7 protein-coding genes are annotated in these 8,323 nt (G+C 70.1%); 3 read left to right on the top strand and 4 right to left on the bottom strand.

What is annotated here, in order from left to right:
• The first annotated feature begins 81 nt into the window (after nucleotides 1-81).
• Entirely contained in the window at nucleotides 82-1,125 is a 1,044-nt protein-coding gene (ppk2, locus tag H0523_RS30950) for a polyphosphate kinase 2 (RefSeq protein ID WP_257225190.1), read from the top strand.
• A 60-nt stretch (nucleotides 1,126-1,185) separates the two neighbouring features.
• Here ppk2 and H0523_RS30945 read toward each other — a convergent pair whose 3' ends face one another.
• The 4 genes from H0523_RS30945 to H0523_RS30930 all read right to left on the bottom strand — a co-directional run bounded on the left by H0523_RS30945 (nucleotide 1,186) and on the right by H0523_RS30930 (nucleotide 5,288).
• On the bottom strand, nucleotides 1,186-1,566 hold the full coding sequence (locus H0523_RS30945) for an RNA-binding S4 domain-containing protein (protein WP_054435253.1): 381 nt from the start codon (nucleotides 1,564-1,566) through the stop codon (nucleotides 1,186-1,188).
• Between the two features lie 52 nt (nucleotides 1,567-1,618).
• The gene (locus H0523_RS30940) at nucleotides 1,619-3,349 is read right to left on the bottom strand and encodes a putative bifunctional diguanylate cyclase/phosphodiesterase (RefSeq protein WP_238924873.1); all 1,731 of its coding nucleotides are present in this window, start codon (nucleotides 3,347-3,349) and stop codon (nucleotides 1,619-1,621) included.
• A gap of 116 nt (nucleotides 3,350-3,465) precedes the next feature.
• A complete protein-coding gene (locus H0523_RS30935; protein ID WP_054435248.1) occupies nucleotides 3,466-4,455 on the bottom strand; it encodes a tripartite tricarboxylate transporter substrate binding protein in 990 nt (329 codons plus the stop codon).
• Complete coding sequence (locus H0523_RS30930; protein ID WP_054435245.1) at nucleotides 4,452-5,288, bottom strand: amidohydrolase family protein; 837 nt, start codon at nucleotides 5,286-5,288, stop codon at nucleotides 4,452-4,454. The genes H0523_RS30935 and H0523_RS30930 overlap by 4 nt, the downstream gene beginning before the upstream one ends.
• A gap of 120 nt (nucleotides 5,289-5,408) precedes the next feature.
• On the opposite strand from H0523_RS30930, the gene H0523_RS30925 reads away from it, so the two are divergent.
• Together H0523_RS30925 and H0523_RS30920 are read left to right on the top strand one after the other, a co-directional pair.
• A complete protein-coding gene (locus tag H0523_RS30925; RefSeq protein WP_054435243.1) occupies nucleotides 5,409-6,296 on the top strand; it encodes a LysR family transcriptional regulator in 888 nt (295 codons plus the stop codon).
• A 174-nt stretch (nucleotides 6,297-6,470) separates the two neighbouring features.
• On the top strand, nucleotides 6,471-8,303 hold the full coding sequence (locus H0523_RS30920; protein ID WP_054435240.1) for an ABC transporter ATP-binding protein/permease: 1,833 nt from the start codon (nucleotides 6,471-6,473) through the stop codon (nucleotides 8,301-8,303).
• Nucleotides 8,304-8,323 lie beyond the last annotated feature (20 nt).

Below are 8,323 nucleotides of genomic sequence, written 5' to 3'. Positions count from 1 at the left end.
AGCGGCGCCGCGACGCCCAAGTCCACGCGCGCCGCCCGCGCCGACAAGCCGGCCAAGTCCGCCCAGCCGCCGGCGGCCACGCTGGCGACCCCGGCCGGCTTGCCCGCCATCGAGCCGGCGATCCAGGCGCGCAAGCGCGTCAATGCGCGGGAAGTCGCCGCGCGCCAGGAGACCTCGGCGGTGCTGGCCGACATCGCTCGCCGCTACCAGGTCGGCGAATCGGGCGAGGCCCATGCGGCGTTGCGTTCGGTGATCGAGGAACTGTCGCCCGACGACGCGGTGGCGGTGCATCGCGCGCTGCTCGAAGCCAACGTGCAGGCGCCGGCCGTGCGCCGCAATCCCGACGAGGAACTGGCGACCGACTGGCGCGAGGGCATCTATCCGTACCGCCACCGCATGCTGCGGCGCAATTACGAAAAGCAGAAATACGCGCTGCAGGTCGAACTGCTCAAGCTGCAGGCCTGGGTCAAGGCCACCGGACAGCGCGTGGTGATCCTGTTCGAAGGCCGTGACGCGGCGGGCAAGGGCGGCACCATCAAGCGCATGATGGAACACCTGAACCCGCGCGGCGCGCGCGTGGTGGCGCTGGAAAAGCCGTCCGACACCGAACGCGGCCAATGGTATTTCCAGCGCTACGTGCAGCACCTGCCGACCGCCGGCGAGATCGTGATGTTCGACCGCTCCTGGTACAACCGCGCCGGCGTCGAGCGCGTGATGGGCTTCTGCTCGCAGGAGGAATACCTGCAGTTCCTGCGCCAGGTGCCCGACTTCGAGCGTCACCTGGTCACCAGCGGCATCCACCTGGTCAAGTTCTGGTTCTCGGTCAGCCAGGAAGAGCAGCGCCGCCGCTTCCTGCAACGCAAGGTGCATCCGCTCAAGCAATGGAAGCTGAGCCCGGTGGACCTGGCCTCGCTCGACAAGTGGGACGACTACACCCGCGCCAAGGAAGCGATGTTCGCGCACACCGACACGGCCGACGCGCCGTGGATCGTGGTGAAGTCGGATTGCAAGAAGCGCGCGCGCCTGAACGCCATGCGCTACGTGCTCAGCCGCCTGCCGTACGAAGGCAAGAGCGGCGCCCCGGAACTGGCGCTGGATCCGTTGATCGTGGGGCGGGCGCTGTAGCGCTGTCGCTTTGCCGTGGCCGGCGCGCCGGGTCTGCCCGGGCCCGGGCGCGGCAGCGTTTCATTTGCCCCGCATCTGGTCGATCAGGCGCCGGTCGCGCTTGGTCGGCCGGCCGGCGGCGATGTCCAGCGCCGGCTCGGGCGCCAGCCGCCGTATCTCGGCCGCGCGTTCGCGCGCGGCGGCGCTTTCCGGGGTTTCCTCGTACAGCTGGCGCGCCACCGGCGCCGGGCCGCGCGCGCCGCTGACGGCGACCACGCGCACCTGGATGGGCGGGTCTTCCTTGCGGATGCTGATCACGTCGCCGGGGCCGACCTCGCGCGCCGGCTTGGCGGGCTGGCCGTTGACCTGCACGCGGCCCTTGCCGATTTCGTCCACCGCCAGGCTGCGCGTCTTGTAGAAGCGCGCCGCCCAGAGCCATTTGTCGAGCCGTATCCTGTCCATCGTCATTGCCGCCATCAATCGGGTCGTCAGGCGGACATGATAGCGGGTCGCGTCAGCGCGGCACTTCGCGCAGCAGCGCGGCGAAGGCGCTGGCCGGCAGCGCGCGGCTGAACAGGAAGCCCTGCATCGCGTCGCAGCCTTCCTCGATCAGCATCTGGCGCTGCGCCTCGGTCTCGACGCCCTCGGCCAGCGTGCGCATGCCCAGCGAATGCGCCAGCCGCACCACGCCGCGGATCACGGCGGTGGCGGTCGGCACCTTGCCCAGCGCCCAGACGAACGACTGGTCGATCTTGAGCGTGTCGATCGGCAGCCGCACCAGGTACGCCAGGCTCGAATAGCCCGAGCCGAAGTCATCCAGCGACGCCGAGATGCCGGCCTCGCGCAACGCCGCGAGAATGCCGGAGGCCTTCTCGACGTCGCTCATCAGCGAATTCTCGGTGACCTCCACGTCCAGCAGCGTCGGCGGCACGCCGTGCACCTGCGCCAGGCGCACGATGGTGTTGGCCAGGTCGGGCGCCACCAGCTGGCGCGCCGACAGGTTGAACGAGATGCGCGGCACCGGCAGGCCCTCGCCCAGCCATTCGCTGATGTGCAGGCAGGTGGCGTTGGCTACCCATTCGGTCAGCGCCGACTCCATCGGCGAATCCAGGATCACGTCCAGGAACGCGGCCGGCGCCAGCAGGCCGCGGGTGGGATGGCGCCAGCGCAGCAGCGCCTCGGCGCCGCACAGCGAGCCGTCGTGCATGCTGATCTGCGGCTGGAAGTGCAGCTCGAACTGGTTGTTGGCCAGCGCGCCCTGGATGTCGCCACGCAGCGACAGGCGCGCGCCCAGCCCCTGCATCAGCTCGCGGTGATAGACCCGCACCTGGAAGCGGCCGGCCGACTTGGCCGCGTACATGGCCGCGTCGGCATAGTTCAGCAGCATCTCGGCCGATTCGCCGGGCGAGTTCATCAGCGCGATGCCGATGCTGGCGCCCAGCGAGACCGAGCGGCCGTGGATGTCGCTCGGCGTCGACAGCGCATTCAGGATCGAATTGGCCAGGGCCTCGGCCGCGCGCTCGTTGGTGCCGCGCAGCACCAGCAGGAATTCGTCGCCGCCGACCCGGGCGCAGAAGATCGCGGGCGTGAGGAACTTGCGCAGCCGCTCCGCCACGTCGCACAGCAGCAGGTCGCCCTCGGCGTGGCCGAAGGCGTCGTTGACTTCCTTGAAGCGGTCCAGGTCCAGGAACAGCACCGCCAGGGTCGGGCCCTGCGCGGCCAGCGCCTGCTCGGCCTCGGCGATGGCGGTGGACAGCGTGTCCATGCACTGGCGCCGGTTCGGCAGGCCGGTCAGGTAATCATGGGTGGCCTGGTACCTGAGCTGGGCGGTCTCCTCGCGTTCGCGCGAGACGTCGCGGAACAGCACCGCCAGGCCGCCCTCGTGCGGAAAGGCGCGGGCCTCGAACCAGCTGGCCAGCGGCGCGTAGTAGCCGATGTGCTGCGCCGGGCGGCCGGTCTGCATGGCGCCGCGACAGGCATCGTAGTAGCCGGTGCCGACCAGGTCCGGACAGCTGTCCCACAGGCCGTGTCCCACGAGGTCAAGCCTGCTGCGTCGCAGCAGGCGTTCGGCGGCCGGGTTCAGGTAGCGCACGCGCCAGTGGCGATCCAGCGACAGGAAGCCGTCGGCCAGACCGTCGAGCGTGGCGCCGTCGGCGCCGGCCGCGAGGCGGGCGTCGGCGGGCAGGAGGAAGGAGGAAGGCTCGTTGCTGTCGTGGTTCATCTCGCTGCGGATTTCCCTGAGCACGCTTGAAGTGCTGTTGTATCGCATCGGAGAGCCGCCGTAAAACCAAAAAAAAGGACGCCCCGAGGGGCGTCCAAGACCGGCATTCCGGTTGTCGGGCGGCATGCGCCCGGCAGTACTCAATCCAGTTTCAGATCGGCTTCCTTGACCACGCGCTGCCACTTGGCGATCTCGGCGCGGCGGAAGGTGTCGAGTTCGGCGGGCGTGGAGCCGATGGGCTCGGCGCCGATGCCTTCGAGCTGTTCGGCGATCTGCGGGTCCTTCAGCACCTTGGCCAGCGCCTGGGAAACCTTGTTGACGATTTCCGGCGGCGTGCCGGCCGGCGCGAACACCGCGTTCCACTCATACGTCTCGTAGCCGGGCACGCCGGATTCGGCGATGGTGGGCAGGTCCGGCGCCGCCTTGGAGCGTTCCGAGCCGCCCACGGCCACCGCGCGCAGCTTGCCGTTCTTCACGTGCTGCCAGGCCGAGCCCATGCTGGCGAACATCACCGGCACCTGGCCGGACATGACGTCGATCATGGCCGGGCCGCCGCCCTTGTAGGCGACGTGCTGCAGCTGGGTCTTGGCCAGCAGGTTGAAGAGTTCGCCGGCCAGGTGCTGGGCCGAGCCGGGGCCGGCCGAGGCGAAGTAGACGTGGTCCTTGCTGCCGGGCTGGCCCAGGCGGATCAGGTCGGCCACGGTCTTGACCTCGTACGACGGGGTCACCACCAGCACGTTGGGCACGCGCAACAGCAGCGACACCGGCGCGAACGCGGTCAGGGTGTCGAACTGCATCTTGGAATGCAGCGCGGGGTTCTGCGCGTGGTTGGACGCGTCCAGCATCAGCGTGTAGCCGTCGGGCTGGGCCTTGGCGACCACGGCGCCGCCGATCATGCCGCCGGCGCCGCCGCGGTTTTCGATGACCACCGGCTGGCCCAGTTCAGCCGCCAGCTTGGGGCCGATCAGGCGGGCCACCACGTCGACCGTGCCGCCGGGCGGGTAGGTCACGACCAGCGTGACGGCGCGCTCGGGGTAGGCGGCGGCAGCGGTGCCGGCGGCGCCAGCCAGCAGACCGGCGGCAGCCAGCAGGCTGGCGCGGCGCGCGAGGCGTTGGAACAGAGGGGTCATTGGAATTCTCCTTGGAATTGGAACAGCCGCAACGGTGTCTCGGCGAGTACGGCGCGCCGTTGCGTGGGGTCGTCGATCCAGTCGTCCAGCCACTGCGTTGCCGCGGGGTAGGACGCCAGGTGGCGATGCTCGGTGTGGGGCCAGTCGCTGCCCCACATGAGGCGGGCGGGCGTGTAGGCGTCCAGCAGTTGCCGCGCGGCCTCGCGGCCGGCGCTGGCACAGGCCGCCCCGGTCCAGTTGCGGTAGGGCGCGGACAGCTTGACCCAGACCTGGCTGCTGGCGGCCTGCCGCAGCAGGTAGCCGAAGCCGGGGTCGGCCACGCCGAGGGCCGGGTCGGGACGGCCGAAGTGATCCACCACCACGCGGCAGCCGGCCTGCAGCAGCGCCGGCATGATATCGGCCAGGCGCGCGGCCTGCACGTGGACCTCGACGTGCCAGCCGAGCGCGTTGACGCGCGCCAGCAGGGATTGCCACGCCGGCGTGCGCGGGTCGGGCAGGGCCAGGCCGATCAGGTTGAGCCGGATGCCGACCACGCCGGCCGCGGCCAGGGCCTGCAGCCCGGCGTCGTCGATCGCGGGGTCCACCACCGCCACGCCGCGCAGCCGCGTCGGCGCGGCGCGCAGCGCCTGTACCAGGTGGCTATTGTCGGTGCCCAGGAAGCTGGGCTGCACCAGCACGCCATGCGACAGCCCGTGCGCGTCCAGCAGGCCCAGGTATTGGGCCAGCGGGGCGTCGTAGTCCGGGGTGTGGCGGCGCGTGTCCGCCAACGCCAGGCCCTGCAGGAAGACGTGGGCGTGGCTGTCGACGGCGGGGCCGGTGACGGAGGGGGGCAAGGCAGTCTCCTGGGCGGGGTCCGTGCCCCGCGCGTTATGTAAGGTTCTGTAAACGGCATTCTAGGGAGACAGGGTATAGTTTTCCATTCTGGAAAATTGCTTTATTTATATTGAATTGATATGGAAACCCGGCATTTGCGCTACTTCCTGGCGGTGGTGGACCACGGCAGCGTCAGCCGCGCCTCCGAATGGCTGGGCATCGCCCAGCCGGCGTTGAGCCAGGCCCTGGGACGCATGGAAAAGGACCTGGGCGTGCGTCTGTTCGAGCGCTCGCGCCAGGGCACCACGCCGACCCCCGCCGCCCAGGCCATCCTGGAGGACGTGCGCGCCAGCGTCGCGCGCATCGACGCCGCCGCGCGCCGGGCCCGCGAGATCGGCCGCGGCAGCGCCGGCCAGCTGACGGTGGGGCTGGTGTCGTCGGCGCTGTTCGACACGCTGCCGCGGGCCCTGCGCGAGATGCGGCGGCAGGCGCCCGGCGTGCGCGTGATCCTGCGCGAGATGAGCAACGCCGAGCAGGCCGAGGCGCTGCAGACCGGCGAGATCGACATCGGCCTGATGCATACGCCGGTGGCCGTGGGCGGCCGCATGCGCGAGCGCCAGCTGCTGCGCGACCGGCTGGTGGCGGCGGTGCCGGACGAGTTCGACGTCGCCGCCGATGGCCAGGTCTCGATGGCGCAGATCGCGCAGGCCGGCCTGGTGATGTATCCGCAATCGCAGCTGCCGGCGTTCTACGCCGACATTCTCGACGCCATGCGCAAGGGCGGCCATGACGCCCACGTGGCGCAGGAAGCCAACCGCACCCTGACCGTGCTGGCCTGCGTGGCCGGCGGCTGCGGCGTGGCGCTCTTGCCCAGCTGGATCCGCTCGATGGATTTCCGCGGCGTGCGCTTTTGCGAAGTGCGCGATGGCGAGCGCCTGCCCAGCTTCGACCTGAGCGCGATCTGGCCGGCCCGTTCGGTGCCGACGCTGGCCGACCTGTTCGCCAACCTGGATCTGGCCGGCCACTGACGCGCCGCGCCAATCACCGCCAGATCCGCGGGCATTTTCCGGCGCCTTTCCGGGATCTTTCATGGCGCCTTCAGTTGCGCCGGAGAACACTTAAGCCACGCTTAAGACGGCGCTTGCGCCGGAACCGCGCCGCCCCGGCCGTTCTAACCAGAAACGGCATCAGAGGGGTGACTCATGGACCTGAACTGGCAGCAACAGCTGTGGGAAAGCGCGCTCTGGCTGGCGCGCGCGTTCGGCATCAGCGTGGTCGCGCTGGCATTGGCGACGCTGGCGCTGGCGCGCTGGACCGACTGGGGGCGCAAGTTCTGGCGCCTGGCCTGGCCCTACCTGACGCCGCGGCGCAGCTGGCGCCCGCTGCTGACGCTGGCCGCGCTGTTGTTCCTGGCGATGTTCTCGGTCCGCATGACCGTGCTGTTTTCGTTCTGGTACAACGGCTTCTACAGCGCGCTGCAGGCGCTCGATTCAAACGCGTTCTGGCGCTTCCTGGGCATCTTCTCGGTGCTGGCCACGGTGCACGTGATCCGCACCCTGATCGACAGCTACGCCGGCCAGGCCTTCGACATCCACTGGCGTGTATGGCTCAACGACCGCCTGACGCGCGACTGGCTCGGCGCGCGCGCCTACTACCGCGGCCATTTCGTCGGCGAGCCGGTCGACAACCCCGATCAGCGCATCGAGCAGGACATCGCCCTGTTCGTCACGGGCTCGCGCTCGCTGGCGATCGGCGCGTTGAGCGCCGTGGTGTCGCTGGTGGCGTTCACCGGCATCCTGTGGAACCTGTCCGGCGCGCTCGAGGTGGCCGGGGTCGAGATCCCGCGCGCCATGGTGTTCATGGTGTACGTGTATGTGCTCGTCGCCACCTTGTTCGCGTTCCGCATCGGCCGGCCGCTGATCCTGCTGAACTTCCTGTCCGAGCGGCTCACCGCCAACTTCCGCTACGCCCTGCTGCGGCTGCGCGAGAATGCCGAAAACGTGGCCTTCTACCAGGGCGAGGAAGTCGAGCGGGTGACGTTGTGGGCGCGCTTCTCGGCCTATATCGCCAACCTGTGGGCGCGGGTGTATCGGGGCCTGAAGTTCGACGGCTTCAACCTGGTGGTGAGCCAGGTGGCCGTGGTGTTCCCGTTCCTGTTGCAGGCGCAGCGCTTCTTCAGCGGCGCGATCAAGCTGGGCGACGTCATGCAGACTTCGCAGGCGTTCGGCCAGGTGCAGGATTCGCTATCGTTCTTCCGCACCTCGTACGATTCGTTCGCGCAGTACCGCGCCACGCTTAACCGCCTGGCCGGCTTTCTCGACGCCAACGCGGCGGCGCGCGAGCTGCCGGCGATCGCGGCGCTGCCTTTGCCGGACGCCATGGAAATCAGCGGACTGGACGTGTCGCGTCCCGATGGCCGCGCGCTGCTGCGGCAGTTGGATCTGGCGCTGCATCCGGGCCAGGCCCTGCTGATCAAGGGGCCGTCGGGCAGCGGCAAGACCACCCTGTTGCGCGCCCTGGCGGGCCTGTGGCCCTACGCGCAGGGCACGGTGCGGCGGCCGCAGGGCGCGGCCGCGCTGTTCCTGTCGCAGCGTCCCTATCTGCCGCTGGGCAAGCTGCGCGATGCCGTGGCCTATCCCGGGCATGCGCGGGCCGGCGACGACGCGCGCCTGACGGCGGCCCTGCGGGCGGTGAATCTGGGGCATCTGGCGGCGCGGCTGGACCACGAGGCCGACTGGTCGCGCATCCTGTCGATCGGCGAGCAGCAGCGCGTGGCGTTCGCGCGCGTGCTGTTCAACCGGCCGGCCATCGTGTTCCTGGACGAGGCCACCTCGGCCACCGATGAAGGGCTGGAACACATGCTGTACGGTTTGCTGCGCGAGCAGCTGCCAGACGCCATGCTGGTCAGCGTCGGCCACCGCAGCACGCTGGACGCGTTCCATACCCACCGGCTGGACCTGGACGGAGAGGGCGGCTGGCGCGCCGGGCCGCTGGCCGCGGCGCCGGGGCCGGTGCTGACGTGGGCGGCGGCCTGAGGCCGGCGCGAGGCGTTGCG

The sequence above is a fragment of the Achromobacter insuavis genome, from assembly GCF_902859645.1.
Taxonomy (GTDB): domain Bacteria; phylum Pseudomonadota; class Gammaproteobacteria; order Burkholderiales; family Burkholderiaceae_B; genus Achromobacter; species Achromobacter insuavis.
This window is presented reverse-complemented; position numbering and strand designations above follow the sequence as displayed.